The sequence below is a fragment of the Caulobacter segnis genome (genome assembly GCF_019931575.1).
GTDB lineage: Bacteria > Pseudomonadota > Alphaproteobacteria > Caulobacterales > Caulobacteraceae > Caulobacter > Caulobacter segnis_C.
The window spans coordinates 1959611-1985726 of sequence record NZ_CP082923.1; the positions used below are offsets into that span (position 1 = coordinate 1959611).

Sequence of the window (26116 nt, forward strand, 5' to 3'; positions counted from 1 at the left end):
TCAGGGTCTGGGCGTGGCCCGCACTTCCAGGTCGTCGAAGCCCCGCCAGCGATAGATGACGAACGAACCCAGCCAGGCCAGCGCGAACACGCCGATGACGATGTAGCCCAGGAGGCCCATGTGCTCGGAGATCGCGCCGGCCACGTCCCACAGGCCGCCGGTCAGGGCCAGCTTCTCGGACAGCAGGGCCAGGGTCTGGACCGTGCCGATGACCACGGCGATGACCACCGAGATCAGAGTGATCACCAGGTTGTAGTACAGCTTGCGCATCGGCTTGACGAAGGCCCACTCGTAAGCGCCCAGCATCATCACCCCGTCGGTGGTGTCGACCAGCGCCATGCCCGCCGCGAACAGGGCCGGGAACACCATCACGACTCCCAGCGACAGGCCGTCCGACGCTTGACCGGCCGCCAGGCCCAGCAGGCTGACCTCGGTGGCGGTGTCGAAGCCGAGGCCGAACAGGAAGCCCAGCGGGGCCATGTGCCAGCTCCTGGTGATGATCCTGAACAGCGGCCGCACCAGGCGCGAGATCAGCCCCCGGTCGGCCAGCAGCAGGTCCAGGTCCTCCTCGACATAGGCCCCCGTCCGTCGCGCCTGGGTGAAGGCCTTCCAGACGCCGCGCAGGATGACGAGGTTGATCGCGGCGATGCCGAACAGGAAGACCGCCGAGATGCAGGTGGCGACCACGCCGCCGACGCCCTTGAAGGCCTCGATCTCGGATAGCGCGCCGGCGGCCAGGGCGATCAGGATCGCGGCGACGACCACCACGGCCGAGTGGCCCAGGGCGAAGAAGAAGCCGACGCCGACGGGGCGCTGGCCGTCCTGCATCAGCTTGCGCGTGACGTTGTCGATCGCGGCGATGTGGTCGGCGTCCACCGCGTGGCGCAGGCCGAAGCTGTAGGCCAGCAGCGCCGTTCCCAGCAGCATCGGCTTGTCGTGCAGCAGCGCCAGCGCCCACAGCCAGGCGCCGACATTGGCGGCGACCAGCAGGCCGTAGACACCGATCAGGCGGCCGCGCACGGCGGCGCGCGAAATCAGCTCGGGCATCCCATTCCCCGTCAGCGCCCGGACGACAGGACAAGGGGCCTCCGCCGCGCGGACGCGCGACGGCCGACAGCCGGCGGCGCGGGCGCTGGACGGCGCGCGCCGGACATCGGAGCGGCCCTTCGCCGCTCGTTCGTCGCTCAGACGGAGTACCGTGCCGCGGCCATCCCCTGGGCCAGGGCAAGAGCGACCCGACGCCGGCAGGTCTCCTGGCTCGCGGGTCGTCGCGCTTCGCACGCCTTCCCAGGCTTCGACGAAGCCCAGTGGCTGGCCCTCCGGGGACCGAGTGCGTCGCGCTATCCGCTTACAGTTGCAGGGACAGCCGCGGATTTGGAGGCCAGGCCCCCGCACCGCATTCCCGATTAAGCTCCTCTCGGAGCACCGGCGCGATCACGGCGATGGAAGCTCCACCGCCGATAACGGCCATAGGCCAAATGCCGCCAGGCGCCAAGGTTTCACCGGCTTTAACCCCGCTTAACGCGGGGGCGGCGCGCCTTCCTCCTAAGCTTCCCGCCGAAGGATCTATCGGTGGAGAAGGCGCATGCAGGAGTTGGGCGGGTTGCTGCCATGGCAGATCAAGCGGGTTCGCGGCTATCTCGATGACCGCCTGGACGGGCGGATCAGGATGGCGTCCGTCGCCGAGCAGGCGCGTCTGAGCCCGAGCTACTTTTCCCGGCGCTTTCGCCAGTGCTTCGGCGTCACCTTCGCCAAGTTCATCGCGCGCATGCGCGTCGAGCGCGCGCAAAGGCTGATGATGACCAGTCCGCTCAGCCTCAGCCACATCGCCCTGGCCTGCGGCTTCGCCGACCAGGCCCACTTCACGCGGACCTTCAGCGCCCTGACCGGATCGACGCCCGCGCAATGGCGCCGCGAGGCGCTGCTTTCGGCGTCCGAGGCGCGCTGGCGGAAACATTGAGTTTCCGTCCCGTCTCTCGTTGTGCGATGCCGAGCGCGATAGATCGCCTTCCGCGCGAAAAGCGTCGAAGTGACCTCAGGAGTAAGAACATGACCGCAAGCTGGACGCGTCGTGGGGCGTTGAAGGCCGGAGCAGGACTGGCGGGCGCTGGTCTGGGGTTCGCCGGAGCGGTGAGCCGGGCGTTCGCCGAGGTTTCCCAGACCGAGGGTTACGCCGCCGTCCCGGGCGGCAGGATCTATTGGCGCAAGTTCGGCTCGGGCGGCAAGACGCCGCTGCTGACCCTGCACGGGGGTCCCGGCGCGGCGCACAACTATCTGCTGTCGCTGCAGGCCCTGGCCGATGAGCGCCCGGTCATTTTCTACGATCAGCTGGGCTGCGGTAAGGCCGACGCGCCGACCGACGAGGCGATCTACACGATCCAGCGCTCGGTCAACGAGGTTGATGCCGTGCGATCGGCGCTGGGCCTGGATCGGGTCGTGCTGCTGGGCCATTCGTGGGGCGCGCTGCTGGCGGTTGAGTATCTGTGCCAGGGGCGGGGGAAGGGCGTCGAGCGGCTGGTCCTCAGCGGCGCCATGGCCAGCATCCCCCAGACCATGGCCGGGTTCGAGCGCCTGTTCGCCTCGCTGCCGGACGGCTACGCCGCCAAGATCCATGGCCTCGAGAAGGCGGGCAAGACGGGGACGCCGGAGTACGCCCAGCTGGTCCAAACCTTCTACGACAACTTCCTGCTGCGGGTCCCGCCGACGCCGGACGCCCTGGTGTCGTTCGACGCCCTGGCGAAGTCGATCGCCTATCGAGTGCTGAACGGCCCCAACGAGTTCACCATCGTCGGCGCGATCAAGGACTGGGACCGGCGCAAGGACCTGAAGGCGATCACCCAGAAGACCCTGATCACCACCGGCGAGTTCGACGAGATCACCCTGGACTGCCACCAGACCCTTCGCGACGGCGTCGCGGGTCCGGCGCGGCTGGCGGTCATGACCGGCGCTTCGCACCTGACGATGGTCGAGCAGCCCGCGCGCTACAACGACCTGGTGCGGACCTTCCTAAACGAGGCCTGACGACACGCGATGACTGGGCGGCGGGGCGATCTCGCCGCCTAGGGGTCCTGGGAGGCCTCCGACTTCGCGAGGCGGTCGGCCATCCTCACCAGGTCGGGCAGGGACTCGGCCTCCATCTTCCGCATGACCTGGCTGCGGTGCAGCTTGACGGTCGCTTCGGTGACATTGACCCGGTCGGCGATCTGCTTGTTGAGCAGGCCGGCCGACACCAGGGCGAACACCTGGCGCTCGCGCTCCGACAGGGTGGCGTAACGGGCGCGCAGCGTCAGGTCGCGCTCGGCCTCGCGTCGTCGCTGCCGGTCCTTGGCCAGGGCCCGATTGACAGCTTCCAGCAGGTCTTGCTCGCGCACGGGCTTGGTCAGAACGTCGACCGCGCCGGCCTTCATGGCGCGGACGGCCATCTGCACGTCGACATGGGCGCTGATCAGGACGACGGACTGGGCTATCTCGCTCCGGGCCAGCGCCTCCTGGAACTCCAGGCCGCTGATGCCCGGCAGGCGGATGTCGAGCACGATGCAGCCCGCGCGGTCCAACTGGTCGGCGTCCAGATAGTCCTGCACGGACCCGTAGATCTCGGTGACCAGGCCGACGGACTGGAACAGGCCGCGCAGGGCCTCGCGCACGCTCTCGTCATCGTCGATCACGACGACGACCGGCCCGCCATTCTCAACGCGAACGGACATCGAGGCCGTCTCCTTCCGCCAGGGGTAGGGTGAAACTGAAGACACCGCCGCGCGGTGTGGCGTTGGCGGCCCAGATCCGTCCGCCGTGGGCCTCGATGATCGACCGGCAGATCGACAGTCCCATGCCGATCCCTTCGGGCTTGGTGCTGAAGAAGGCCTCGAACATCCGGTCCCTGTGCTCTGGGCTCAGCCCCGGGCCGGTGTCCAGGACGCACACCCGGGCGGCCCCTTCGCGGGCCTCCGTGCGGATGGTCAGGCGACGCTGGCCGCCGTCGACGCGGGCCATCGCCTCGATCCCGTTCATGATCAGGTTCAGCACGACCTGCTGCAGTTGCGTGCTGTCGCCGAGGATCGTGGGGGCGGGGCGCGAGAACTCGGTCTTGCAGGTGACGCCGCGCCGCTGGAGCTCGCCCCTGAGTAGGTCGAGCACGTCCTGGATGACCTGTTCCAGGCCCATCCGCTCCATCCGGGGCGCGGACTTGCGGGCCAGGGCGCGAAGGCTGGTGACGATGTCTCCCGCCCGGTGGCCGTCCCGGATGATGCGCTCGGCCGCCTCCCGCGCCATGGCGACGTTGGATTGGGCGTCGTCCAACCAGCGCAGGCAGGCGCCGGCGTTGGTGACGATCGCCATCAGCGGCTGGTTGACCTCGTGGGCGATGGAGACCGCCAGTTCGCCCATCGTCGTCATGCGCGCCACGTGGGCCAGGTCGCTCTGGCTCTGGCGGAAGTTCTCTTCAGCGCGTTTGCGGTCGTCGATGTCGATATTGACCCCGAACCACTGGGTGAGATGTCCGGCGTCGTCGTGGAACGGGCTGGCCCGGAACAGGAACCACCGATACTCGCCGTCCGCGCCCCGCATCCGCGCCTCGCACTCGGTGGCGCGACCGGACGCGAGCGCGCCGTTCCAGGCGTCGAACAGGGGGGCGAAGTCGTCGGCGTGGGCGGCCGAGGCCCAGCCATCGCGACCCAGGGCCTCCGCCTCGCTGAGGCCGATATAGTTGAGGTACTGCTGGCTCAGGAACGTGACGGTTCCGTCGGCGTCCGCCGACCAGACCAGGCCGGGAATGGCGTTGATGGCGTGCTGGAGACGGCGCTCGCTTTCCCGGAGCGCGGCCTCGCTGCTCTTGAGCGCGTTCTCGGCGCGCTGCAGGTCCTCGATGTCGACATTGCAGCCGAACCAGCGGACCACGCCATTCGCATCGGTCAGCTTGCGGCCGGCGAAGAGAAACCAGCGATACTGGCCGTCCGCGCCCAGGATGCGCCCCTTGAGGACGGTGCTCTCGCCCTTCTCGATGTCCTGCTGCCAAGTCTCGAGCATGCCGGCGACGTCGTCGGGGTGATAGAGCTCGAGGAAACCCCATTCCAGGATCTGCTCGGCGGGCACGCCGGCGTATTCGATCCAGCGCTCATTCACGAAATCGGCCGTCCCGTCCGGGCGGGCCGACCACACAAGGACCGGCAGCGAGTTGATGATCAGGCTGAGGTTCTGCTCGCTGGCCAGCAGGGCGGACTCGGTCTCCTTCAACGCGGTCTCGGCGCGCTTGCGGTCCTCGATGTCCGAGCCGACGCCGTACCACTTGATCACGGCGCCCTCGTCGTCGAGCAGCGGGTTCTGCCGCATCATGAACCACCGGTACTCGCCGTCGGCGCGCCGGATCCGGCCCTCGACCTCGCGCGGGCGCTTCGACGCCATGATCTCCTGCCAGGAGGCGAGCAGGTGGGCCGTGTCGTCCGGGTGGAAGATCGGCCAGAAGCCTTGACCGCTGAGCTCCTCGTGCGTGTAGCCGACATAGTCGAGGAAATGCCGGTTGCAGAAGTCGATCAGCCCGTCCGGCGTCGTCGACCACGCCATGGCCGGCATCGTGTTGATGGTGAGGTTCAGCCGCCATTCGCTTTCGACCAGCGTCTCTCCCGTCGGCCGTTCCTCGCGCGGGTCGGCGGGCGGGCGGCGATCGCTGAGTTCGCGGACCTCGCGGCAGGCCAGGCTGGCCTGGGCCGCGGCGACGTCCAGTTTCAACTGCTCGGTGCGCCGTGGAAAGTCGGGCCGCCGCGAGCCGGCCACGATCAGCCCCATGCTGGAAATGCCGCCCAGCGGCCGCTGGACCACGCGCACGATGTCCCGGCCGATCGACATCAGAGCTGGTTCGAGTGACGGGGCCTCCTCGAGCCAGTCGTCGACCGCCCCCACGATGGTTTCCCGCGAGTGGGCCTCGCCGAAATCCTGGCCGACACGCAGGAAGACGTGCGTGGTGTCGTTGAAACGCAGTCCGACGAAGTCCAGCGCGAGCATGTCGCGCAGCGTTTCCAGGACGCTCTCGGCGATCGACGTCGGATCCAGGCCCAGCCAGGCCGCGGGCAGGCCGTTGAGGTGTTCGATGTCGTCGTGAAGCCGCGATGGTTCGCGGTCTTCTTCCGGCCGAGGGGCGATGTCCGGCATGGCGTGCGGAGGATGCGCTTCCACAAGAAGCCCTTTGTCGATCACGCCCATTCCGATCACGGCGCGACGCGCGCTGAGTCTAGCGCGCGCGAAGGGCCGCATCCACCTGAACTAAGGTCGATCGGCGCACGACCATTGGCTAGGCGATCGAGACGGAGCGGGCGAAGGACCAGGCCTTGTCGGGAGCGTGATCCAGATCCTGGAGGGCGCGCGGGCGGATCCGCGTCTTGGGGCGGAGCGAACCCGGAAGCGCGCGTCCGAAATCGACGAAGGTCGAGCGGCGCGCGACGTTCGTACAATAGTCGAGCGACCATATGAGAATTGTAGAAATAAAGGTCGATGGGATAATTTTGATCATCAATTGACGACGCAAGTCGCGGCGCGAGGTGGGGGCGTGAATGCTTGACGCACGGACCTTCGCCTTCGGGGCGTTTCTGCTGATCCCGCAACGCCAGCTGCTTTTGCGAGAAGGCGTGCCGGTTCGCATCGGCAGCCGCGCGCTGGACTTGCTGAGGGCGCTCGTCGAGCGTCCGGGCGAGCTGGTGGCCAAACGCGACCTGATCGCCCGCGCCTGGCCGGCGACGACGGTCGATGAGAGCAATCTGAAGGTCAATATCGCGGCCCTGCGACGGGCGCTCGACGACGACGCGGGCGACGCCCGGTACATCGCGACCGTCAGCGGACGAGGCTATCGGTTCATCGCGCCCGTGGAGATGACCGAACCTGCGCGGGCGGGCCCTCCCGTCGCGGCTGATACGACCTCGCGGGAAGGCGAAATCTTCGAGGCCGGCGGGAACGCGGTCGCGATCGACGGGGCGATCATGCTGCGGCTTGAAGGCGTCATGGTGTGGGTCGGGCCGGGAAGCCGCTCCGATCTCGGTGCGGCCGAGCTGGACGGGGATCGTCCGGCGGGCAGGCCGCGCCGGGTCCTGCTGGTCGAGCTGGATGGCCGGGACGAGGCCTGGCTTCGCGCGGTGCTCACGCGATTATGAACCGCTTGGGCCTGGCCACGCTGGACCAGGCCCGGGACGCGACCTTGGCGGCGCTATTTGAGGCTGCGGTCGAGGAAGTCGCGGATCAGCGGGGCCATCACGTCCAGCCGATCCTCGAGCGCGAAGTGGCCGCTGTCGAGGATGTGCATCTCGGCCTTCGGCAGGTCGCGCAGATACGGATGGGCGCCGGCCTCGGGGAAGATCTTGTCGTTCTTGCCCCAGACGATCAGCGTCGGCGGCTGGCGCTCGCGGAAGAAGGCCTGGAATTGCGGGTACAGGGGCACGTTGGTCCGGTAGTCCCCGAGCATGTCCAGCTGGATGTCGCGGTTGCCCGGGCGGTCGAGCAGCGCCTGGTCGTGGACCCAGTTGTCGGGGCTGATGCGCGCCACGTCGCCCATGCCGTCGGTGTACTGGAACTTGGTGATGTCCGGCGTGACCAGGAAGTTCAACGCGTCGCGGTTCTTCTGCGAGCGGTCGGCCCAGTAGACCTTGATCGGATCCCAGAACTCCTTCAGGCCCTCCTCATAGGCGTTGCCGTTCTGGATGATCAGGCCGCTGACGCGTTCGGGATGCTTCAGGGCCAGGCGGTAGCCGATCGGGGCGCCGTAATCCATGACGTAGAGGGCGTAGCGCTTGGCGCCCAGCTGGGTCACCAGCTTGTCGACGATGTCGGTCTGGCGGGCGAAGGTGTAGGCGAACCGGGTGTGGTCCGGCGCGTCGCTCTGGCCATAGCCCACATAGTCCGGCGCGATGACCCGGTACTTGTCGGCCAGCAGCGGGATCAGGTTGCGGAACATGTGCGACGAGGTCGGAAAGCCGTGCAGCAGCAGGACCACCGGCCCGTCGGCGGGCCCCGCCTCGCGGTAGAAGATGTTCACGCCGTCGATGGTCGCCGTTCGATAGTGGATGACGGGTGGCGCCGGCCGCGTGATGGCGGCGGGAGGCGCGGGCGCGGCGGACGCCAGGGGCGCGGCCGAAAGGCCGGCGGCGGCGATCGCCAAGGACAGGATCAGTCGATTCATCACGGTCTCCGAGAGGGAAGAGGAAGAAGGGGGGACGCTGGCGGCGCGGCTACTTGGCTTCGCCGGCCGCGCGCGTGATGAAGTCGACGACGACCTTCGGATGCGACAGCATCACCGCGTGGCTGCTCTGGGCTTCCACCAGGGTCGCCTTGGCCCTCAGGGCCATCGCACGCTGGGTCGCCGGCGCGACCATGTGGTCCTGCGTCGTCAGGAGGAAGTAGACGGGCTTGGTCTTCCAAGCCGCGGTGGCGATCTTGGTCTGGACGGCGTCGAGCCCCCAGGGAACCTGCGCGGCGGCCATGAACCGGGTGATGGCGGGATCCACGTCGGCGGCGAAGGCGGTGGGGAACTTCACCGGGTCGACCCGGATGAAGCCGTCTTCGGGCGGCAGCAGGGGTGACGGCTCGGGATCGGGCGTCGGCGCGGTGGCGAGCTGGAAGACGGACTCGCCGACCTCCGGCGCGAAGGCGGCCAGGTAGACCAGGCTCTTGACCTTGGGGTCGTCGCCGGCCTCGGTGATCACCGCCCCGCCGTACGAGTGGCCGACCAGGATGACCGGATGCCGGGCCTTGGCGACGGCCTGCCGGGTGGCGGCGACGTCGTCCCGCAGGGTGATGGTCGGGTTCTGGACGACCAGGACCTCGTAGCCGTCCTTCAACAGCAGGTTGTAGACCGGCTGCCACCCCGAGGCGTCGACGAAGGCGCCATGCACGAGGACGATCGACACCGCCTTCTCGGCGGGAGGCGCGGCCTGGGCGGCGGTGGTGGTGAGCAGCGTGGCGACCAGTCCGAAAAGGGCGCGTTTCATCGTTTTGCTCCGGGAGTGTCTGGTTATCGGGTGACGGACCGTCGGCGCGGCGTCAGGCGCCGCGCGCCCGGTCCAGCGCCGCGATCAGGGCGGCCGCTATGGGATGGTCCGAGCGCGGGTTCTGGCCGGTGATCAACTCGCGGTCCTCGACCACGAACGGCTCGAAGTCCGTCGCGGTGGTCGCCACCTGAGCGCCCGCCGTGGTCAGGGCGAAGGGCATGTCGAAATAGATCCTGGCGTGCAGGATGTTGTCCTCGATGACCTTCTCCTCGGTGGCCGAGAACACCGTCATTCGGTAGCCGGCGTACGGCCACCCCTCGGCCCATTCCGCCGCCTTGGCGGCGTCGCCGGCGATCAGGGCGGCGCGGAACTCCCGCGCGTAGGGCATCGCCGCGACCGACGAGATCGGTCCGTGGCAGAGCAGGGCGGTCGGTTTGGCCTTGGCGTGGAAGTGGCGGAGAATGTCGCCGACCTCCTGGTCCTGCATCAGGTCCACGATCGGCGCCTGGCCGCCCGGCGCGAACACGCCGGCGTAGTTGTCCAGGCCTTCGGCGATGACCGAGCGCAGGGTGCGCGCCCGCATCGACGGATCGTAGGCGTAGAAGTCCCGGGCCCGGGCGTGGGCGGCCGCGTCGCCGCCGAAATGCTCCGGCGCGTCCGAGGCCGTGTCGATGACTGGCTTCTCGCCGTTCGGCGTGACCAGGACCACCTCGTAGCCCGCCTCGATCAGGGCCATCGCCGGCACGACCGTCTCGTTGAGATATTGACCGGTGGCGCCCCAGCGGCCACCCCGGGTTTCGATCCGGGTCGCGTTGGACCCGAGGATCAGCACTTTTCCCTTGCTCATCACGTCCTCCGTTGCGGCCTCGTCTCGAGGGCGGCGACGGCTCAAGGTCTAGTCCTGAAGGGCGAGCGACGGGGGTTAGGACTGGTGAAACGTGGTGAAGGCGGCGCTACCGGAATTCACCGCAACTTACTGGCCCCGACCGCCGGAGCGCTGGAGCCTTCCCTCGCCGACGCGGATCGACGCGCGGTTCGCTGAGGGAGCCCGAGCGCATGACGAAGTCGCCGAACACCAAATCCAGCGTCCTGCCCACCGGGGGCGGGGCGGCCCTGATGGATCCCGCCGACACGGTGATCCTGCTGCTCGATCACCAGGCGGGCCTGTTCCAGACCGTCAAGGACATCGCCGTGGCCGACCTGCGGCGGAACGTGGAGATGCTGGCCAAGCTGGCGACGCTGCTCGGCGTCCCGGTGATCACCACGGCGTCCGAGCCCGCCGGGCCGAACGGTCCGCTGATGCCCGAGATCCGCCGGTTCGCCCCGCACGCCGTCCATGTCCCCCGGAAGGGCGAGGTGAATGCCTGGGACAATGACGACTTCGTCGCCCAGGTGCGGGTCACGGGACGCAAGACCCTGGTCATGGCCGGCGTCTGGACCAGTGTCTGCGTGATGTTCCCGGCGCTCGACGCGCGGGCGGCCGGCTACGAGGTCTATGCGGTCATCGACGCCTCGGGAGACCCCAGCGAGATGGCGTCGCGCACCAGCCTGGCGCGCTTCGTCCAGGGCGGGGTCAAGCCCGTCTCGACCAATGCGGTGCTCAGCGAGCTGCACCGCACCTGGGCGCGCCCCGAGGCCGCAGACCTGGCCCAGCTCTACGCGCTGGTCGCGCCCAACTACGCCGCGGTGATGGAAAGCTTCCAGAAGGCCCAGGAGGCGGCGAGGTAGGCTGCTCCTCGCCGCCGCTGGACCAGGCCGTCTCGCGCCGCAGCGTGGGACGGCCTGACCCGGACGCGCCTTAGAAGTCGAACCGCAGGCCGACGCGGAAGGTGCGGCCCACGGTGTCGTAGAGGCTCCGGTTGGTCTGCGGATAGCCCACGGTGTTCTCGGCGCCGAGGTTGCCCGGGTTGGCGACGAGGACGGGATCCTTGTTCATGAGGTTCTTGATCGACAGGAAGGCCTCGCCCCCGACATCCGCCACCTTGAACTTGTAGGTGGTGGAAAGGTCGAAGTAGATCGCGCCCTTAACGCTGTTGTCGTTGATGGTGTAGTACGGCGCGACGCTGGCCGGGCAGGCGCTTTGGCACTCGGTATAGGCGTTGCTGACCACGCCCGAGCTGACGCCGCGAGCGGTCAGGTTGAAGGCCCAGTTGTCGATGTCGTAGTTGGCGCTCAGGCGATAGACCCAGTCCGGTGTGCTGCCGGTGTTGGCTCCGGCCAGGTCGATGTGGGTGACGCCATCGTCCGTGATGTTCTCGATATAGTGGGTGAACATGCCGCGCAGGACCAGCTGGCCCGCGCCCCAAGAGACCAGGTCGTTCAAGTCGGTCCGGTACGAGACCTCGACGTCCAGGCCCTTGGCCGTCATCTTGTTGAGGTTGGCGTAGTAGAGGTCGATGGTGCTGAGCACGCCATTGCTGAACTTCAGATTGCCGCAGTACGACGTGACCTTCTGGATGTAGCAGTAGTCGGCCACCTGCTGGGCGGTGACGAAGCTGATCACGCCCTTGACCGAGATGTCGTAGTAGTCGACCGAGGCCTGCACGCCCGGCAGGAAGCGCGGCGACAGCACCACGCCGATGCCGTAGCCGTCGGCGATCTCGGGCTTCACGTCCGGGTTGCCCTGCAGGTTCTGCACGAAGGCGGTCGAGACGCCATTGATGTTCACCGAGTTGGAGCGGGCGGTGCCGGCGTCATAGAGCTCGCTCATGTTGGCGGCCCGGATGTCGCGCGAGGCCGAGCCCCGGAGCTTGATGTCCTGGATCGGCGCATAGGTCACGCCGGCCTTCCACGTCTTGACCGTGCCCGAGGTGCTGTAGTCGGTGATGCGGAAGGCGCCGTTGAAGTCCGCGCCCTTGAACAGCGGCACGACGGCTTCGGCATAGGCCTCGGCCACGTTGTACTTGCCGCTGGTGGCGCGGAAGTTGCCGTACTTCCAGCCGCTGCTCTGGTACTGGGCCTCGACGAAGCCGCCCATCTTCTCCTTGCGGTATTCCGCGCCGGTCGCCAGCGAGATCGGGCCCGCCCAACCCTTGATGTCGTTGGTGCGCAGGTTGAAGGCCGCGACGTCCTGCGTGAAGTGCTGGTCGCGATAGGGCGTGCCCAGCACATAGGCCAGGGCCGCCTTGCTGGCCACGCCCTGGCCGAAGCGGTTCAGCGGCACGCAGCCGTTGGTCGGGTCGGTGATGGTCGAGCGGCAGACAATCTGGCCGTTGTAGAGCACCGCGTCCGTCGCCAGGGTCAGGCGCGCGGTGTTCCAGGTCGGGGTCAGCTGCTCGTGGGTCTTGGTCTTGCCGTGCTGGTAGTAGGCGTCCCAGTCGACACCCAGGCCGAAGGCCTCGAAGTCGCCCTTGCCGCCGACCACGTAGCGCTCTGTCTCGCGCTCCATGGCGCTGCCCGAGGCCGGCATGTCGATGTTGCTGGTGCCCATGGTGAAGGACGTCAGGCCCAGCGCGGTCATCTGCGTCTTGACCGAGGACGGCAGGAAGGCGTTGTCGGACCGGATCGTGATGCCCGTCTGGGTCGGCGAGATGTAGTAGCTGAGCCCTTCGTACTTGGCGTAGGAGGCCTGGCCGAAGACTTCGATGTTCGGGGTCAGCTCATAGCTGGCCCGGCCGAAGTAGCTGCTGCGGTCCTCGTCCGGGATCAGGGTGTTGGTGCCCACCATGCCCGACGACGAATAGTCCCAGTCGCCGCCGACCATCCACTGCCCCGACACCGCGCCATAGGCCAGCTGGTTCACAGCGCCGTTGACCCCGAAATAGGTGCCCTTCAGCGGGCCAGCGGTGATCAGGCCGCCCGGGGTATAGGTCGAGATGCCGACGTGGTTGGCGACGATGTAGTAGGGCGCGGTCGCCGAGGTGTCCGGGTTGCGGATCGCGAAGTAGCCGGTCCTGTTCCAGTCGCGGTCGATCGTGTGGACGCCTTCCTGGTGGAACCATTCGGCGCTGGCCAGGAGGTGGCCCTTGCCGTCGGCGAAGCCGCCGCCGGCGGTGATGTTGTATTTCCAGTTCTCGCCGTCGCCATAGGTCGTCTCGCCATATTCCACGGACGACTTGATGCCGGTGTAGTCCTTGTCGAGGATGAAGTTGACCACGCCGCCGACGGCGTCCGAGCCGTAGGCCGAGGAGGCGCCGCCGGTCACGACCTCCACGCGTGAGATCAGCGACTGCGGGAAGGTGTTGGTGTCGACCTGGCCGGTCGCGGCCGAGACTACCGAGCGCTGGCCGTCGAACAGGACCAGGGTGCGGCCCGTGCCCAGCGAGCGCAGGTTCAGGGCGCTGATGCCGGCCGCGCCGTTGCTGAGCGCGCCGGAGGAGTTGGCGGCGGTCGAGCTGCCCGCCACGGACGGCAGCGTATTGACGAAGTCGGCGATGTTGGCGGGAGCGGACGCCTTGATCTCCTCCAGGCCCAGGACGTTCACGGGAGTCGGCGCGTCGAACCCGTCTCGCGCGACACGGGACCCGGTGACCACGACCGCCTCGACGATTTCCGGCTCGGTCGCCGCAGCCGCGACCGGGGCGGATTGCGCCCGCGCGGCCTGTCCCGAGACCAGCAAGGCCGCCACGCTGGCGGTCGCGAGCACGTAACGGCGCATGCTCGGCGCCGACGACATACTGTTTGTAAGCTTCATCTTATCCCCCGATAAAGTTTGAAAGCACGTCGTCGCGACCCCTCGCGACAACTCAGAAACATGCGGTTCGCTCACAAGATTAGATCGAAGTTTTCGCGCCAATTTCCTGAGAAAATTGCGCATTATATTGGATGTATTGGTGGCGAATTGACCGGATATGCTTGTGATATCCGATCTATGGCTTCGCGATCTTCACCCGCCTATCGCCACGAAATTCACTCATCGTGGCGAACCCTGGCGAGCCTCCCCCATGGACCGCCCTCTTGAAGGGGCGTAGTAAGGAACAGCGCCTATGCGCGAGCGATCGCCGGAGACGCCATCCCGGGAATCCGCATCGCTTGCTTGGTCGCGATGCAGAAAGACTATCTCGGTCGCGCATGGTTACTTGCAAAAAGCGATTTTTCGGCGCTTGAAATATCTTCGTGCCGCCGAATTATGCATGGAGCTGCAATATCAATGTCGAAATCCGAACATCTCGACCTCGATAGCATTGATTATCAGATCTTGAAGGAGCTTTGCGTCGACGGAAGGGCTTCGGATGTCTGGCTAGGGGAGCAGATCAACCTCTCCAGCACCGCCGTGGCCCGGCGACGCAAGAGCCTGGAGGAGCGCCAGGCCGTGTTGAGCTATTCCGCCAATCTGAACATGCCGATGCTCGGCTACAGCGTGGTGGTCTTTGTCGCGATCGAGCTCAGTTCTCAGGCCGAACGGGCCTTGAATGAATTCGAGCGCGAAGTCGTCAAGTGTCCGTCGGTTTCCTATTGCGGCTTCGTCTCAGGAGACACCGATTTCCTGATCATGCTCAACGTGGAGTCTTTCGAGGACTACGATCGCGTCTACCGCAGCGAACTCTCGACCTTGCCGCACGTCGCCAAGATCCGCAGCAGCTTCGTGATGCGCGAGGTCGCCCGGCGCGGCACGCCGCCGATCGTCTTCCAGGAAAAGGCCAAGGCGCGTCGGAACGAACCGCCTTCTTCTCCCCCCGCCGGAGGTCATTCGGGAAGGCGCTAGCTTCCTTCCCGAACGCTTCCGATGACGCGCCCGCTCAAGGGCGGGTGAAGACTTCATCCCTTATTTCGCAAGTCCATTCGGGTATTTGACGCCCAGCTGCTCCAGGTAGGTGCCGTACTTGCTGGAGTCGTAGTAGAACGGCTCCATCTTCGGCCGCATCTTGAACATGATGTCCTCGTTCAGCCAGATCGCCGGCTTGTCGTCCTTGGTCAGCACCGGATCGTACTTGGTGTCCTTTAGCTGGACGTTCTGGAAGTAGGCCTTGGCGTCGGCGACTAGCTTCGGCGTCGTCATCAGGTCCAGGACGGTCAAGGCCACGGCCTTGGCGCCGACCTCGGCCCCCTTGTGGGCGATCGGCGTCGCCATCGCCATGGCCGAGGTCACGTTGTGGCCGATGGCGCCGGGGATGTTCGAGGGATAGCGGATGGTGATCGTCGGCACCGTCCACATCACGTCGCCGATATCGTCCGAGCCGCCGCCCATCGAGACGCCGCGGCTGTCCGGCGTCGATAGCGGCGCGACCTCGGTGGCCAGCGGCTGCAGCTTGAACTTCTGCGCGACCTGCACCGACTTGGCGAAGGCCTGGTCGTCGGCGGTCCACTTCGGCATGCCGATGGCCTTGATGTTGGCGTAGGCGGCCTCGGCCAGCGGCTTGTTGCTGTAGTTGGGCGCGGCGTAGCCCAGCACGCGATGCTCGACCGTGGTGCCCGTGGCCATGGCCGCCGCCTTCGAGATGGTGTTGCCCAGCTCGTAGAGATTGCGGATCGAGTCGAAGGTGTTTTCGCGGAAATAGTACCAGACCGTCGCGACGCCGGGGACGATGTTGGGCTGGCCGCCGCCGTTGGTGATCACGTAGTGCGAACGCTGGGTCAGCGGCAGGTGCTCGCGACGCATGTTCCAGGCCATGTCCATCACCTCGACGCCGTCGAGGGCGGAGAGGCCGTCCCAGGGCTGGCCGGCGGCGTGCGCGGTCTTGCCCTTGAACGTATATTCCACCGAGACCATGCCGTTGTTGCCGCCCGGTCCCCAGCCGGTGCTGAAGTCCTTGCTGACGTGGGCGAAGATCGAGGCGTCGACGCCGTCGAACACCCCGGCGCGCACGTAGTAGGCCTTGGCGGCCAGCAGTTCCTCGGCGACGCCCGGCCACAGCATCAGCCGGCCCGGAATGTGGTTCTTCTCCATGACGTCCTTGGCCGCCAGGGCCGCGACGATCATCATGGGCATGCCCGAATTGTGGCCCTCGCCGTGGCCCGGCGCGCCCTCGACCATCGGCTTGATCTCGGCGACGCCGGGATATTGCGAGAGGCCCAGCAGGTCGTCGATGTCGCTGCCCAGCGCCACCAGCGGCCCGCCCGTTCCCCAGGTGGCCGTCCAGGCCGTGGGAATGCCCGCGACGCCGCGCGTGATCTTGAAGCCGTTCTTCTCGAGGATGCCGGTCAGATATTCCGAGGTGCGGAACTCCTGGAAGCCGGGCTCGGCATAGCTGAACACCTGGTCGATCATCTGCTGGTTCAGCTTGGTCCGCGCATCGACGCCCGCGATCGCCGCGGTCTTCATGGCCGCTGTGGTCTCGGCATGCGCCAGGGCCGGCGGCGCCATCATGGCGCCCGCCAGCAGCATGGCGGTCAGTGTCTTTGTCTTCGTGATCTTCATCCCAGTCCCCACTGTTATGACGCCCGCCCCCTCCGGGGCGGAAGCAACCCCGCGTGACCCCGGCAGCGCCTGGAACTCACGCCAACCCTCGGGCCGACCTGAGCCGGTCCAAGTCCCCACAAATTCGCCTCGAGCCGCACCCTCACGGCGCAATGGAGTATTTCATTGTCGCTTTCCGGCTCGATACTTAAATATCGCGATGAAAACATGCGCGATGACTCATGATCCTCATGATATTCATCGCTAGTAAATGGGATTGCGCGAAAAAGCTCCGAGCTTCCGCAAGTGAGCGATCTCCAAGCGATTTCCTAAGATCGCGGCGCCTGGCTGCTGCTTTGATGATCTGATCCGCCGCTCGGGGGCATCCGGACGCCTGTAAGCCGGAGGGTGTCGCGTCCGGATCAAGGCTTCACAGCTTTCGCGCCCGAGCCGCGTCGCGGATGGAGCCGACCTTGGCTTTGCGCCGGCGACCAGACTTCGATCGAACCAGAGTCGAGCTGCCTAGCCGGCACCCTTCTGGGAGGCGCAACTGAACCTGGGCCGCAAGATCACCGCCATCGGCGGCAGCGATAACAACGACGTCGGCATCCCGCACGAGAAGCCCTCGGCCATCGGGCGTCCGGCGACCGTGATCCATGCCGAGGGGCTGTCGAACGCGACCGTCGCGGGCGTCGATCCGGCGGGGCGGGGCGATTGCTGCTGATCGGCAACCCGATCTACCTGACGCCCGCGCGCTAGAGCGTGAGGCGCCTTCTCGAGCCGGCCGAAAGCTTCGCGCAAGCCGGGCCGCGCATAGGCGATAGGCGTTCTCGTGGAGCCCATCGCAATGCACCCGTCCTCAATCCCCGCCCGTCTCGGGCTGCTCGCCGGTCTGGCCCTCTTCTGCGCCCCGCCTCACGCCGCGCGAGCCCAGACGCTTCCGGATGTCGAAGCCTCCCCGTCGGAGACGCCGTCGCCCGATCTGGCCGCGCCAAACGACCCCTGGGAGGGCTTCAACCGCGGGGCCTTCAAGTTCAATCGCGGTTTCGACCGGTTCCTGATCGGACCGATGGCGCGCGGTTACATGAAGGTGACGCCGCGCGTCGTACGCGGTCGGGTCTCGTCGTTCGTGGCCAACCTCGCCGAGCCGCGCACGGCGATCAACGACCTGGCCCAGGGACGGCCCCGCGCGGCCGGCGTGACGGCGTCGCGCTTCGTGATCAACACCACGGCCGGCGGCCTTGGACTGTTCGACGTCGGCGGCAAGCTGGGCCTGGAAGGTCATAAGGGCGATTTCGGCCAGACCCTGGGCCGCTATGGCGCAAGGCCCGGGCGCTACATCGTGCTGCCGCTGATGGGCCCCGCCACCTTGCGGGACGGCGCCGGCCGGCTGGTGGACATGATGACCGATCCCGTCGCCATGGCGACCGCCGGGGGGGCGACGATGTTCGGCTCGATCCGCTCGACCGCCACGGTCCTGGACGGGCGCGCGAACGCCGACGGCTTCTTTCGCGCCCTCGACGACGCGGCCGATCCCTACGCCATGATGCAGTCGGCCTATCTGCAGAACCGCGCCGATCTGGTCCGCCAGGCCAGGGGCGGGGTCCAGGTCTTGCCCGACTTCGACGCGGCCACGATCGAGCCGTGATCGCGGCATGGCCTATCGCTTCAGTCCCTGGCGCGTCCTGATGGAGTGCGCGACCTCCTCGCCGGGGGCGGTCGTGGCCGGCCATCCTGGCGCCGAGGCGTTCGTCACCGACGCCGTGCGGGAGCTCCTGCGCATCGTGGGAGACGCGACCCTGACCACGTCCCGGCGAGCTGCGGCCTTCGCCTCGGCCGTCGGCCGCCTGACGGACGCGCCCATCGCGCGCGCCTATGACGGGCGCCTGTGGCCCGGACCCGTCGACGGCATGACGCTGCTGGGCTCAACCAGCCGACGCCCCGACGAGGTGATCGTCATGATCTCGATCCGGGACGACCGAGCCTTCGCGCCGATCCAGATGTCCTGGCGCGTCGCGAGATCGGCGGGCGAATGGCGGCTGATCGACGTAGAGTGTTGCGGAGTCTGGCTGTCCGGCGAACGGCGGTCGACGCTGGCGGGACGACGTCGCGAATGAAGGACATGACGAGGATCCGCGCGCTGCTGGCGCGGCTGACGCGCAGACGGGGCGGGCCGTCGCTGATGCGGATGCTGGTCCCCCTGGTGCTGTTCGCCGTGACCACGACCATCGTGTTCGCGGCCGTACACGGCGAGGATCCCGAGGAGCGCGCCGTGCCGATTCTAGTACGCCTGCGTCCGGCGTGGATCGCGGCTCAGTTCAGTGACGCGACGCCGGAGATCTTGCTGCTCCTGGTTCTGATGATGGGGGGCGTCTATGCGACCCTGCACATCGGCCTTCGGCCGCTGCGCCGTCTTTCCCATCTGGCGGGCGATATCGCGCCCGCCACGATCGAGGCCAGGCTGCCGGCCGAGGCCGCGCCGCGCGAGATCGCGCCGCTGGTCGAGGCGTTCAACGCCGCGCTGGATCGCCTGGAGATCGGCCTGCGCGCCCAGCGGGACTTCTCCGCCAACGCCGCCCACGAGCTGCGCACGCCGATCGCGACGCTGCGCGCCCAGGTCGAAAGCCTGCTGGAGCCCAGCGAGCGCCAGGCGGCCAGCGAGGAGTTCGAGCGCCTGGGGCGGCTGATCGCCCAACTGCTGTCCCTGGCCGAGGCCGAGGGCGGCGCCGGGGGCGTCAGCGCGCGCTTCGACCTCGTCGCCCTGTCGCGCGACGTGACCGGCGACATGGCCGGCTTCATCCTCTCCAGTGGGCGCGGCGTCGGCTTCGACAGCACGGTCGAGACGTTCACGGTCGACGGCCAGGCCGGACTGGTGGAGACGGCGCTGCGCAATCTGCTCGAGAACGCCGTCCGCCATACCTCGCCGGGCGCGGAGATCCTGGTCAGTGTCGACGCCGAGGGCGTGGTCCGCGTCAGCGACGATGGTCCCGGCGTCCCGACGACGATCCGGGACCGCGTGTTCGAGCGCTTCAGTCGCGGCGATCCACGCGGCTCGGGCGCGGGCCTGGGCCTGTCGATCGTGCGCCAGATCATGGAGCGGCACGGCGGTGTCGCCCGGCTGGCGCCCGCCGATCGCGGCGCGTGCTTCGAACTCGACTTCCAGCCGTCCGGGGCAAGGCGCGGTCAGTCGGGCGCGCCGCCGCCCAGCCTGACCGCCATGTAGCCCAGCCCGCGAAGCGCGCGGATCGTCACGTCCGCGCCCAACTCGGCCATTTTCCGGCGCACCCGATGGACGTGCACCTGGATGGAGTTGTCGGTGTAGTCCTGGTCCAGGCTGTGCAGGCTGTCGCCCAACTGGGTCTTGGTCACGACCCGGTCGGGATGGCGCAGGAAGCGCTCCAGCACGATGCTCTCGCCGCGCGACAGGGGCAGCCGCGCCTCGCGGACGCTGATCTCGCGCGCGTTTTGATCGTATTCGAGATCGCCGTAGCGCAGGACGTCGGCGGTCAGGGCCGGCCGACGTCCCAGCGCCCGCAGGCGCGCCACCAGTTCCTCGATGGCGAAGGGCTTGATCAGATAGTCGTCGGCGCCGCGCTCCAGGCCCTGCACGCGCTGGTCGACACTGCCCAGCGCGGTCAGCATGAGGACCGGCGTGCGCAGCGCGGCGGCGCGCGCCCGGGCCAGCAGGTCCAGGCCGCTTTCGCCACCCAGCATGATATCGAGGATCACCACGTCATAGGTCACGCTGCGCCAAGCGTGCCATCCGTCCTCGACGGTGTCGAAAAGGTCGACGGTGAAGCCGGCCTTGGCCAGCGACCGGGCGGTCGCCTCGCCAAGCCGCACATTGTCCTCGATCAGCAGGGCGCGCATGGCCGTCAGAAGCTGTAGAACAGGGCGAAGACGACCTGACCTTGGTTCGCGGAGCCTTCGCGCACGACTATGGAACTGTCGGCCGCGCTGTCAACGAGACGGCCGTAGCTCCCGTGCGCCAGGGCGCTCCAGCGATCGCTGATCCGGTAGCGCAGGCTGGCCCCGACCTCGACCTTCTCGATCCCCGCCTTGGCGACATAGGGCGAGAGGCCGCTGGCCAGGGCGCCGGCCCCCGAGACGCCGTAGTAGGTCTGCATGTACTTTCGGTCCGCCCAGGTGGTCGACAGATCGGCGCCCACGCTCCAACGGTCGTTCAGCGTGCGGTCATAGTCGAGGCCGACCGTGGCGAACACGCCCTTGTGGACCTTGCCGGTATCGGTCAGCGCCTCCGCTTGGATCCCCAGAGTCCCGCCGGCGACGCCGAAGCGCTTGCGCGCGAAGACCCCGGCGTTGACGGCGGCGTCGATCTCGCCCAGCCGCCGCACCGCGAGGTTCTTGATGTCATCCTTGCGGCCGCGCTCGTAGGCCAGCACGGGACCAAACTCCATGAAGCCGCCGGGCAGTACGTTGGCCCGCAGCGCGCCGCCCTCCAGGGCCACGTAATAGTCGCCTCGGCCGTAGCGCAGGCCCACGAAGGGCAGGGGTTTGAACTCGTAGTCCTTGGAGCCCTTGAACTCGGGGCGATAGACGCCGGCCGCGCCCAGCGACAAGCGCAGGCCGTCGCCGTCCTGGGCGCGCGCGGCGCCGCCGCCAACCACGGGAACGATCAAGCACAGGGTCAGGAGGGGGAACTTCATTTTACTCGGGTCCGGCAAAACCGCGTCAGCGCGGTGGCCGGCCTATGCGGGGCCAAGCTTGCGCGGACCTTTCGGGGATGTCGCCAAGCCCGCGCCAAAGGCCAGGTTTGCAGCCACGGGGCTGCATCAGCCGAGGTTTCTGAGCGACTGCTTTCCGGAGGCGAGCACGGTCAGCTTCTGGCGTGACATCGAAGGGTGCGACGGTATGCGCCAGTCTGCCCGCGAGCGCCGTAGATGCGTCGCAAACGCTTGGTTCTCGTCGACTTCTAGCTGAGTGCTCAAATCGAGGACTGCCTATGGTGGGGCGTTTGCCGCTCGCCGAACGCGGTTTTGGTAATGCCCAAATTAAAGGTCGAGGCCGATGGCTGCGCGCGCAGAGCGCACAGCCAGGCCCATCCATGACCATTCCGTTTTTCATCTCCCGCGTTTGCCGATCCGTCGCTCCGATGACCTGGCGACCGATCGCGCGCGCATGGGCCATGGTGGCCGTCATCGTCGCGACTTTGGTGGCGGGACCGGCCTTGGCGGTGACCAAGACGGTGAACGGCATCTCGCTGGACATCAACATGCCGCAGGCCCAACGAGGCGTGCAGTACTCTTATCAGCTGTCGCCCAGCGGCAGGACGGCGCCTTACACGTTCACGATCCTGTCCGGCGCGTTGCCCGCAGCCTTCACCATGTCCAGCTCCGGTTTGGTCACCGGGGTCAATTGCGTCAGCACCAACGGCAGCTACAACGTGGCGGTGCGGGTGACGAGCAATGACGGCAACTCCGCCGACTTCACCAGCAACCAGTCGGTTTCGATCAACATGACGGCGGGGCCGGCCAGCGGCTGCGCCTTGACCGGCGGCTCGATCAGCTCGGGCGGCTCGACCCCGCAAGTGGGGCAATACTATTCCGCCACGATCAGCGCTTCGGGCGGTTCAGCGCCCTACACCTATTCCGTGGCCACGGGATCTCTGCCGACCGGCCTCAGCCTGAGCTCGTCGGGCACGCTCAGCGGCACGCCCAGCGCGGCGGGCAGTTTCGACTTCCAGATCCAGTCGGCCGACTCGGCGGGCAACACGGGCTACACGCAGTACACCTTGGCGGTGGCGGCGGCGTCCTCGGTGGTGGTCAGCCCCAGCAGCCTCCCGACCCCGGTCCTCGGCGTCGCCTACAGCCAGACGATCTCCGGCAGCGGCGGGACCTCACCCTACACCTTCGCGGTGAGCGCGGGCTCGCTGCCGACGGGCCTGTCGCTGAACACCTCGACCGGCGCGATCAGCGGCACGCCGACCGCGGCGGGCGCCTGCAGCTTCACGATCCGCGCCACGGACTCCGGCAGCCAAAGCAACACGCGCGGCTACAGCGGCACGATCGCCGCGGCGCTGGCGGTCACGCCCACGACCCTGACGACGCCGGTGTTGAACCCAGGCCTACAGCCAGACGGTGGCGACCTCGGGCGGCGCGGCTCCGGTGACCTTCGCGATCTCGGCGGGCGGCCTGCCGGCAGGGTTGTCGCTGAACGCTTCGACGGGTGCGATCAACGGCACGCCCTCTGCGTCCGGCGCGTACAGCTTCACGATCCGCGCCACCGACGCCAATAGCATCACCGCCACCCAGGCCTATAGCGGCGCGATCGCCAGCGGCCTCTCGATCACGACGGCTGCCTTGCCGACGCCGGTGCTGAACGCCGCCTACAGCCAGACGATCTCGACTTCGGGCGGGGCGGCGCCGGTGAGCTTCGCCGTTTCGGCTGGAAGTCTGCCGACGGGGCTGTTGCTGAACACGTCCACGGGCGCGATCACGGGAACGCCGACGGTGGCCGGGGGCTACGGCTTCACGGTGCGGGCCACGGACAACAACGGCGTCACGGCGACCCAGGCCTACAGCGGTGCGATCGCGGCGGAGCTGGCGGCTGCGGCCGACCTCGGTCCGGCGATCATCGGCCAGTCCTATGCCGGGAGTCTCGGCGTGAACGGCGGCCGGGCGCCGTACAGCTTCTCGGCGAGCGGGCTGCCGCCCGGCCTGACGCTGAACGCCGGCGGCGCGGTGACGGGGACGCCGACGGCGGCAGGTTCGTACAGCGTCACGGTCCAGGTGACGGACGCCAACGGCGTCTCCGCGACCCAGACCCTGACCGTCGTGGTCACGGCGGCCATCACCGCCAGCGACCAGTCGGTCGACGTGCCCTACAATACCGCCACGACGATCACGCTGGCGACCCTGAGCGCGGGCGATGCGCTGGAGCTTCAATCCAGTCCGGCCAACGGCAAGCTCTCGCAGGTCGGACCGATCGTCGAATACACGCCCAACACCGGCTATATCGGCGCGGACGGCTTCGGCTTCGCGATCAAGGGCGCGTGGGGCCAGTCCCGCACGGCCTCGGTCAAGCTGAACGTGCTGCCGCCCCCGCCGCCGACGGCCGAACCCCCGCCGCCCACGACGCTGGACACCACCGGCCCGACCGGCGGCGGGACGGGTGCCGCCGGCGACGCCGCCGTGGTCGTGGACAAGGTCAATTTCAACCTGGCCAGCCTGGTCAAGGGCGTGGTCACCGACGTCCAGATCGCCACCCAGTCCAAGCACGGCAGGGTCGAGCTCATTCGCACCGGCGCCCTCGTCGCCGCGCGCGCGACCGCCGAGCGCCTGTGCGCCGCCGCCGCGCCGGCCGCTCCGGCGGTGACCGCCGTCTACACCGCCGACAAAGGCTATGTGGGCCGTGACAGCTTCACCTTCGTGGCCATCGGCCCCGGCGGCGTCTCCGCGCCCGCCACGGTCAATATCGAGGTGATCAAGTCGACTCCGACCGCGCCCGTCCTGAAGGTCAAGGCTCTGGGCGGCCGCAAGGTCACGGTGGATCTGACCGCTGCGGCCACCGACGGTCCGTTCCTGGGCGCGGCCCTGGTCTCGACGCCGGCGGCCTCGATCGGCGCGGCGCGCCTGATCGAAGCGGCTCGGCGACCGCTCGCACCTATGCGCTGGAGTTCACCTCGAAGGGCGCCTACACCGGCGAGGTCACCTTCACCTACACGCTGACCAACAGTTCGGGCGTCTCGGATCCGCTGACCGTCATCCTCACGATCGAGGCTCGCGAGGACCCGACCACGGACGCCACGGTGCGGGCGATCAACGACGCCCAGACCGAGACGGCCCGACGCTTCGCCGGCTCGCAGCTCGACAACTTCGGACGCCGCCTGGAAAGCCTGCATGGCGGCCGGACGGGGGACGGTTTCGGCCTGAACCTCACCTCCGGCGTTGGCCAGGCCGATGACTGCCGCCTGCGCGCGTACGCCGGAAGAGGAGCGGACCTGCCGCGAACAGACCGCGGCCGTCGCCGCCAAGCCTGGCGCGGCCCTCGCCCAACGTCCGATCGGCAAGGTCGAGCTTTGGACGGGCGGGGCGATCACGGTCGGTCGTCGCGACGCCGACACCCGCCTGGCCAAGCTGACCGTCCAGACCTCGGGCGTCAGCGGCGGCGCCGACGTACGCTTGTCCCAGGCGATCACGGTCGGCGCGGGTGGCGGCTACGCGTCCGACGTCACCAAGTTGGCGGACGGGAAGGGCCGCGTGGACGCCGACGGTTGGACGGCGGCGACCTATGCCAGCGTCCACCCGGCCTCTGGCGTCTTCGTCGACGCCGTGGCGGGCGTGGGCCGGCTGACCTTCGACACGCGTCGCACGACCGCGGCGAGCAGCGAGCTGGTCAGCGGCCAGCGCGACGCCTCACTGCGGTTCGGCTCGCTGACGGCCGGCTACGACGGCGCGGCGCGCCGTGCGACATGGTCTCTCTATCTGCGCGCCAAGGCGCTGGACGCCACGCTGGGCGCCTACGCCGAGCATGGTTCGGACACCTATGCCCTGGCCTACGACAAGCGCCGGCTGAACTCGCTGGTCGGCGTCATCGGCGGCCGCATCCAGTTCGACCGCGAGGCTGGCGAGGTGCGGGTAACGCCGCGCGTGCGGGTCGAGTATTCGCACGAGTTCGCCGCCGTAGACCCCCAGCGGATCCGCTACGCCGACTGGCTTGACGGAGCCTCCTACCAACTGGTGGGCGACGCCTGGGCCACGGATCGGGTGACCTTGGGCGTCGGTGGTGGCTTCGGCTTCCAGAACGGCTGGTCGCTGGATCTCGACCTGGGCGTGGAGCTGGCCAAGCGTCAGTCGTCGGCCACGGCGCGGGTAGGGGCGGCCAAGCGGTTCTGAGGATGCCGGCCCGGGATCGTTCGCGCGGTTCCGGGCCGGTCCTCTCACCGCAAGCCAGTGTCTGGTTCCGCGCAGCCCCCAATGTCGGCGCTTTGGCGCGACCGCGCCGGGTGTTTCCACTCGCTATGCCGCCCTGGACACCGGCAATCGTAGAAATACATGTCCCGCCGCCGTGGGTTCCGGCAAGGCTCCGGCCCGGATGTTCACCTGCAGCGACGGCAGAATCAGGGTCGGAGCGGAAAGGGTCGCGTCCCGCGCCGTCCGCATGGCGACAAAGGCGTCTTCGTCTTGGCCGTCTCGCACATGGATGTTGTGGGCTCGCTCGTCGGCGATGGTCGTCTCCCATCTGTGATCCGACCGGCCTTCGGGCAGGTAGTCGTGTCCGACGAAGACGCGGGTTTCCGGCGGCAGGGACAGCACCTTGCGGATCGAGCGATAGAGGGTCCGCGCGTCGCCGCCGGGAAAGTCGGCGCGGGCGGTGCCGTAGTCGGGCATGAAGATCGTGTCGCCCACGAAGGCCGCGTCGTCGATCCGGTAGGTCAGGCAGGCGGGCGTGTGTCCGGGCGTATGTATCGCGCCGATCGTCAAAGCGCCCAGCGCCAGGACGTCACCTTCGTTCATCAACACGTCGAAGACCGAGCCGTCGTCGGCGACGTCGGCCTCGAACACGGGGATGAAGGTCTTCTGCACCTCGACGATCCGGGCGCCGATAACCACCTTGGCGCCGGTCTCGCGGCGGATGTAGTCGGCGGCCGACAGGTGGTCGGCATGGGCGTGGGTCTCCAGCACATAGGCCAGTTTCAGTCCTCGCGCCCGAACGGCCTCCAGCATGGCGTCGGCGGAACGGGTCGAGAGCTTCCCGGCCTTGGGCTCGAAATCCAGCACCGGATCGATGATCGCGGCCGCGTGGGTGAGCGGATCGGCGACGATATAGCTGGCGGTGAAGGTGGCGGGATCGAAAAACGCTTGAACGTCGGGTCGCATGGCCGGAGCCTCCGATTGGCGAGATCATTTATATTAGA

The 26116-nt window shown here is 68.0% G+C and carries 22 protein-coding genes and 1 riboswitch; of the genes, 11 read left to right on the forward strand and 11 right to left on the reverse strand.

The genetic code is table 11. The features are described from left to right. Entirely contained in the window at positions 1–1047 is a 1047-nt protein-coding gene (locus K8940_RS09110) for a HoxN/HupN/NixA family nickel/cobalt transporter (protein WP_223394890.1), read from the reverse strand. Positions 1048–1225: 178 nt separating this feature from the next. Then, positions 1226–1445, reverse strand: a riboswitch (cobalamin riboswitch). Between the two features lie 140 nt (positions 1446–1585). Between K8940_RS09110 and K8940_RS09115 the strand changes: the two genes are divergently transcribed. Continuing rightward, positions 1586–1960, forward strand: coding sequence for a helix-turn-helix domain-containing protein (locus K8940_RS09115; RefSeq protein WP_223394892.1), 375 nt, complete (start codon positions 1586–1588; stop codon positions 1958–1960). A gap of 89 nt (positions 1961–2049) precedes the next feature. Beyond that, positions 2050–3021: a proline iminopeptidase-family hydrolase gene (locus K8940_RS09120; protein WP_223394894.1), complete on the forward strand. Its 972-nt coding sequence runs from the start codon at positions 2050–2052 to the stop codon at positions 3019–3021. A gap of 38 nt (positions 3022–3059) precedes the next feature. On the opposite strand, the gene K8940_RS09125 is transcribed toward K8940_RS09120, so the two are convergent. Both K8940_RS09125 and K8940_RS09130 read right to left on the reverse strand, forming a co-directional pair. Further along, complete coding sequence (locus tag K8940_RS09125) at positions 3060–3704, reverse strand: response regulator transcription factor (protein ID WP_223394896.1); 645 nt, start codon at positions 3702–3704, stop codon at positions 3060–3062. Beyond that, the gene (locus K8940_RS09130; RefSeq protein WP_223394898.1) at positions 3688–6141 is read right to left on the reverse strand and encodes a PAS domain S-box protein; all 2454 of its coding nucleotides are present in this window, start codon (positions 6139–6141) and stop codon (positions 3688–3690) included. Before K8940_RS09130 ends, K8940_RS09125 begins: the two co-directional genes overlap by 17 nt. A gap of 398 nt (positions 6142–6539) precedes the next feature. Here K8940_RS09130 and K8940_RS09135 point away from each other — a divergent pair, with 398 nt between their 5' ends. Beyond that, entirely contained in the window at positions 6540–7133 is a 594-nt protein-coding gene (locus tag K8940_RS09135; protein WP_223394900.1) for a transcriptional regulator, read from the forward strand. A 53-nt stretch (positions 7134–7186) separates the two neighbouring features. Here the strand turns inward: K8940_RS09135 and K8940_RS09140 are convergent, their stop codons facing one another. Genes K8940_RS09140 through K8940_RS09150 form a run of 3 tightly spaced genes read right to left on the reverse strand, consistent with a single transcriptional unit; the run spans position 7187 to position 9810 of the window. Next, positions 7187–8155 (reverse strand): alpha/beta fold hydrolase, encoded by a 969-nt coding sequence (locus tag K8940_RS09140; RefSeq protein WP_223394902.1) that lies wholly within the window; start codon positions 8153–8155, stop codon positions 7187–7189. 49 nt (positions 8156–8204) lie between these two features. Beyond that, on the reverse strand, positions 8205–8963 hold the full coding sequence (locus K8940_RS09145) for an alpha/beta hydrolase (protein WP_223394904.1): 759 nt from the start codon (positions 8961–8963) through the stop codon (positions 8205–8207). Between the two features lie 52 nt (positions 8964–9015). Then, positions 9016–9810: a DJ-1/PfpI family protein gene (locus K8940_RS09150; RefSeq protein WP_223394906.1), complete on the reverse strand. Its 795-nt coding sequence runs from the start codon at positions 9808–9810 to the stop codon at positions 9016–9018. Between the two features lie 209 nt (positions 9811–10019). Here K8940_RS09150 and K8940_RS09155 point away from each other — a divergent pair, with 209 nt between their 5' ends. Next, positions 10020–10691 carry an isochorismatase family protein gene (locus tag K8940_RS09155; protein WP_223394908.1) on the forward strand — a complete coding sequence of 224 codons (672 nt, stop codon included), beginning with the start codon at positions 10020–10022 and terminating at the stop codon, positions 10689–10691. Positions 10692–10761: 70 nt separating this feature from the next. On the opposite strand, the gene K8940_RS09160 is transcribed toward K8940_RS09155, so the two are convergent. Next, a complete protein-coding gene (locus K8940_RS09160) occupies positions 10762–13560 on the reverse strand; it encodes a TonB-dependent receptor plug domain-containing protein (RefSeq protein ID WP_223394910.1) in 2799 nt (932 codons plus the stop codon). A 492-nt stretch (positions 13561–14052) separates the two neighbouring features. Here K8940_RS09160 and K8940_RS09165 point away from each other — a divergent pair, with 492 nt between their 5' ends. Continuing rightward, a complete protein-coding gene (locus K8940_RS09165) occupies positions 14053–14607 on the forward strand; it encodes an Lrp/AsnC family transcriptional regulator (RefSeq protein WP_223394912.1) in 555 nt (184 codons plus the stop codon). A gap of 60 nt (positions 14608–14667) precedes the next feature. Here the strand turns inward: K8940_RS09165 and K8940_RS09170 are convergent, their stop codons facing one another. Then, entirely contained in the window at positions 14668–16260 is a 1593-nt protein-coding gene (locus K8940_RS09170) for an amidohydrolase (RefSeq protein ID WP_223394914.1), read from the reverse strand. A gap of 826 nt (positions 16261–17086) precedes the next feature. On the opposite strand from K8940_RS09170, the gene K8940_RS09175 reads away from it, so the two are divergent. From K8940_RS09175 to K8940_RS09185, 3 genes are read left to right on the forward strand one after another with little or no spacing between them, the layout of a single operon-like run. Beyond that, positions 17087–17887: a VacJ family lipoprotein gene (locus K8940_RS09175; RefSeq protein WP_223394916.1), complete on the forward strand. Its 801-nt coding sequence runs from the start codon at positions 17087–17089 to the stop codon at positions 17885–17887. A gap of 7 nt (positions 17888–17894) precedes the next feature. After that, positions 17895–18356: an ABC transporter substrate-binding protein gene (locus K8940_RS09180; RefSeq protein ID WP_223394918.1), complete on the forward strand. Its 462-nt coding sequence runs from the start codon at positions 17895–17897 to the stop codon at positions 18354–18356. Between the two features lie 5 nt (positions 18357–18361). Continuing rightward, complete coding sequence (locus tag K8940_RS09185; protein WP_223394920.1) at positions 18362–19462, forward strand: ATP-binding protein; 1101 nt, start codon at positions 18362–18364, stop codon at positions 19460–19462. Here the strand turns inward: K8940_RS09185 and K8940_RS09190 are convergent. Continuing rightward, positions 19423–20109 (reverse strand): response regulator transcription factor, encoded by a 687-nt coding sequence (locus K8940_RS09190; protein WP_223394922.1) that lies wholly within the window; start codon positions 20107–20109, stop codon positions 19423–19425. The genes K8940_RS09185 and K8940_RS09190 overlap by 40 nt on opposite strands. Positions 20110–20114: 5 nt before the next feature. Beyond that, on the reverse strand, positions 20115–20906 hold the full coding sequence (locus tag K8940_RS09195) for a MipA/OmpV family protein (RefSeq protein WP_223394924.1): 792 nt from the start codon (positions 20904–20906) through the stop codon (positions 20115–20117). 446 nt (positions 20907–21352) lie between these two features. On the opposite strand from K8940_RS09195, the gene K8940_RS09200 reads away from it, so the two are divergent. The 3 genes from K8940_RS09200 to K8940_RS09210 all read left to right on the forward strand — a co-directional run bounded on the left by K8940_RS09200 (position 21353) and on the right by K8940_RS09210 (position 25094). After that, positions 21353–22495 carry an Ig domain-containing protein gene (locus K8940_RS09200; RefSeq protein WP_223394925.1) on the forward strand — a complete coding sequence of 381 codons (1143 nt, stop codon included), beginning with the start codon at positions 21353–21355 and terminating at the stop codon, positions 22493–22495. Next, positions 22377–23927, forward strand: coding sequence for an Ig domain-containing protein (locus K8940_RS09205; RefSeq protein ID WP_223395806.1), 1551 nt, complete (start codon positions 22377–22379; stop codon positions 23925–23927). The genes K8940_RS09200 and K8940_RS09205 overlap by 119 nt, the downstream gene beginning before the upstream one ends. 231 nt (positions 23928–24158) lie before the next feature. Further along, on the forward strand, positions 24159–25094 hold the full coding sequence (locus tag K8940_RS09210; protein ID WP_223394927.1) for an autotransporter outer membrane beta-barrel domain-containing protein: 936 nt from the start codon (positions 24159–24161) through the stop codon (positions 25092–25094). 123 nt (positions 25095–25217) lie between these two features. Here the strand turns inward: K8940_RS09210 and K8940_RS09215 are convergent, their stop codons facing one another. Next, a complete protein-coding gene (locus K8940_RS09215; protein WP_223394929.1) occupies positions 25218–26078 on the reverse strand; it encodes an MBL fold metallo-hydrolase in 861 nt (286 codons plus the stop codon). Between the last annotated feature and the right edge of the window lie 38 nt (positions 26079–26116).

Excerpts from the sequence above, each read along its gene's own strand:
- K8940_RS09110 (WP_223394890.1), bottom strand. The coding sequence starts at position 1,047 with ATGCCCGAGCTGATTTCGCGCGCCGCCGTGCGCGGCCGCCTGATCGGT.
- K8940_RS09115 (WP_223394892.1), top strand. The coding sequence starts at position 1,586 with ATGCAGGAGTTGGGCGGGTTGCTGCCATGGCAGATCAAGCGGGTTCGC.
- K8940_RS09120 (WP_223394894.1), top strand. The coding sequence starts at position 2,050 with ATGACCGCAAGCTGGACGCGTCGTGGGGCGTTGAAGGCCGGAGCAGGA.
- K8940_RS09125 (WP_223394896.1), bottom strand. The coding sequence starts at position 3,704 with ATGTCCGTTCGCGTTGAGAATGGCGGGCCGGTCGTCGTCGTGATCGAC.
- K8940_RS09130 (WP_223394898.1), bottom strand. The coding sequence starts at position 6,141 with ATGCCGGACATCGCCCCTCGGCCGGAAGAAGACCGCGAACCATCGCGG.
- K8940_RS09135 (WP_223394900.1), top strand. The coding sequence starts at position 6,540 with ATGCTTGACGCACGGACCTTCGCCTTCGGGGCGTTTCTGCTGATCCCG.
- K8940_RS09140 (WP_223394902.1), bottom strand. The coding sequence starts at position 8,155 with ATGAATCGACTGATCCTGTCCTTGGCGATCGCCGCCGCCGGCCTTTCG.
- K8940_RS09145 (WP_223394904.1), bottom strand. The coding sequence starts at position 8,963 with ATGAAACGCGCCCTTTTCGGACTGGTCGCCACGCTGCTCACCACCACC.
- K8940_RS09150 (WP_223394906.1), bottom strand. The coding sequence starts at position 9,810 with ATGAGCAAGGGAAAAGTGCTGATCCTCGGGTCCAACGCGACCCGGATC.
- K8940_RS09155 (WP_223394908.1), top strand. The coding sequence starts at position 10,020 with ATGACGAAGTCGCCGAACACCAAATCCAGCGTCCTGCCCACCGGGGGC.
- K8940_RS09160 (WP_223394910.1), bottom strand. The coding sequence starts at position 13,560 with ATGCGCCGTTACGTGCTCGCGACCGCCAGCGTGGCGGCCTTGCTGGTC.
- K8940_RS09165 (WP_223394912.1), top strand. The coding sequence starts at position 14,053 with ATGTCGAAATCCGAACATCTCGACCTCGATAGCATTGATTATCAGATC.
- K8940_RS09170 (WP_223394914.1), bottom strand. The coding sequence starts at position 16,260 with ATGAAGATCACGAAGACAAAGACACTGACCGCCATGCTGCTGGCGGGC.
- K8940_RS09175 (WP_223394916.1), top strand. The coding sequence starts at position 17,087 with ATGCACCCGTCCTCAATCCCCGCCCGTCTCGGGCTGCTCGCCGGTCTG.
- K8940_RS09180 (WP_223394918.1), top strand. The coding sequence starts at position 17,895 with ATGGCCTATCGCTTCAGTCCCTGGCGCGTCCTGATGGAGTGCGCGACC.
- K8940_RS09185 (WP_223394920.1), top strand. The coding sequence starts at position 18,362 with ATGACGAGGATCCGCGCGCTGCTGGCGCGGCTGACGCGCAGACGGGGC.
- K8940_RS09190 (WP_223394922.1), bottom strand. The coding sequence starts at position 20,109 with ATGCGCGCCCTGCTGATCGAGGACAATGTGCGGCTTGGCGAGGCGACC.
- K8940_RS09195 (WP_223394924.1), bottom strand. The coding sequence starts at position 20,906 with ATGAAGTTCCCCCTCCTGACCCTGTGCTTGATCGTTCCCGTGGTTGGC.
- K8940_RS09200 (WP_223394925.1), top strand. The coding sequence starts at position 21,353 with ATGACCTGGCGACCGATCGCGCGCGCATGGGCCATGGTGGCCGTCATC.
- K8940_RS09210 (WP_223394927.1), top strand. The coding sequence starts at position 24,159 with ATGACTGCCGCCTGCGCGCGTACGCCGGAAGAGGAGCGGACCTGCCGC.
- K8940_RS09215 (WP_223394929.1), bottom strand. The coding sequence starts at position 26,078 with ATGCGACCCGACGTTCAAGCGTTTTTCGATCCCGCCACCTTCACCGCC.